The 1103-nt window shown below is 74.5% G+C and carries 2 protein-coding genes; both read right to left on the bottom strand.

Features of this window, described 5'->3' with window-relative positions; genetic code table 11:
* Positions 1–267 (bottom strand): hypothetical protein (locus ACYVE9_RS27880; protein ID WP_461030667.1); only part of this gene is annotated, 267 nt, incomplete at its 3' end.
* A 234-nt stretch (positions 268–501) separates the two neighbouring features.
* On the bottom strand, positions 502–1103 hold a 602-nt coding region (locus ACYVE9_RS27875; protein ID WP_461030666.1), incomplete at its 5' end, for a hypothetical protein.

Raw genomic sequence — 1103 nt, 5'->3', positions numbered from 1 at the left:
CACCTCCCGCAGCCGGTCCGACTCGGCGGCGCCGGCCCGGTGCAGGTCGTCGACCAGCAGCAGCACGGGTCCGTCGTCCGGTATGCCGGACGGCGGACCGCCACTCCCGCACGTCCAGGCGACGCGCGGCGCCCCGGCGGCCTCCGGCAACTCGGCGAGCCTGCGCAGCAGGTGGCTCTTGCCCGTACCCGCCGCGCCTTCGACGAGGACCAGCAGCGGTCTGGCGCCCTCGCACACCAGCGCGCGCCGCAGCCGCTGCTCCCACACCGCTTCCCTTACCGTGACCACTGCTCTCCAGACTCGCCGTCGAGGTCTCCCCGCCTTCACCCCCGGTGCGGGCGTCCACCGTGGGGCACATCCTGACCAGGAGTTGTCGGCCGTGTCACCCGTCGCGTCACGACCGGTCGGCCTGGAACGGGCGGCCGTGACCGTCGCTCCCGCGTGCCCGGCGTTCGCCGCCGGGACCCCGTATCGGCCCAACACCTCGTGCGGCGGGTGTTGTCAGGGGCCGGCGCCCGGGCCGGCGGTACCGGGTTTCGGGAGGGACAGGTCGATGTCCCGGGTGGCGAACACCTCACCCTCGTGGTCACGGGCGGTGATGGTGAAGGAGGTGAAGCGGGGCAGCCCGGTGGTGTCCAGGTGGTACACGCCCCAGCCCGGGTCGCCCGGCAGCGTGAACAGTTCGGCGCGGCGTTCCGCGCCCGCGACGGTCACCACGATGCGCCGGGGCGGTTCCGGCAGCCGCCAGGCCCCCTCGATCCGCTGGATGCCGTCCCGATCCGTGGAGTCGTACCCGGTGCTGATGCTCCTCGGGCGCAGGCTGTCGCCCAGGCCCATGGCACGGGCGTGTTCCAGCGCCTCCGGGAACTGCTCCGCCTCCGCGATGACGTAGTTCTGCCGCCCCTCGGGCAGCAGCCCGAGCCGAAGTTCCGGCGTCAGGGTGACCGGTTCGTAGGGGTCGACGATCCGCACCCGGGAAGCGGCCGGACCGGGCGACACGGGCGCCGACACGGCGGGCTCCACGCGCTCCGAGTGCGGCGGACCGGACGGCCGCGGCAACCCGGCCAGTACGGTCAGGGCCGTGAGCCCGGTGAGGGCCGCCG

The organism is Streptomyces sparsus, assembly GCF_054776295.1.
The sequence above is the reverse complement of the archived record's forward strand: the minus strand, read 5'-3'. Positions and strand labels throughout refer to the sequence as shown.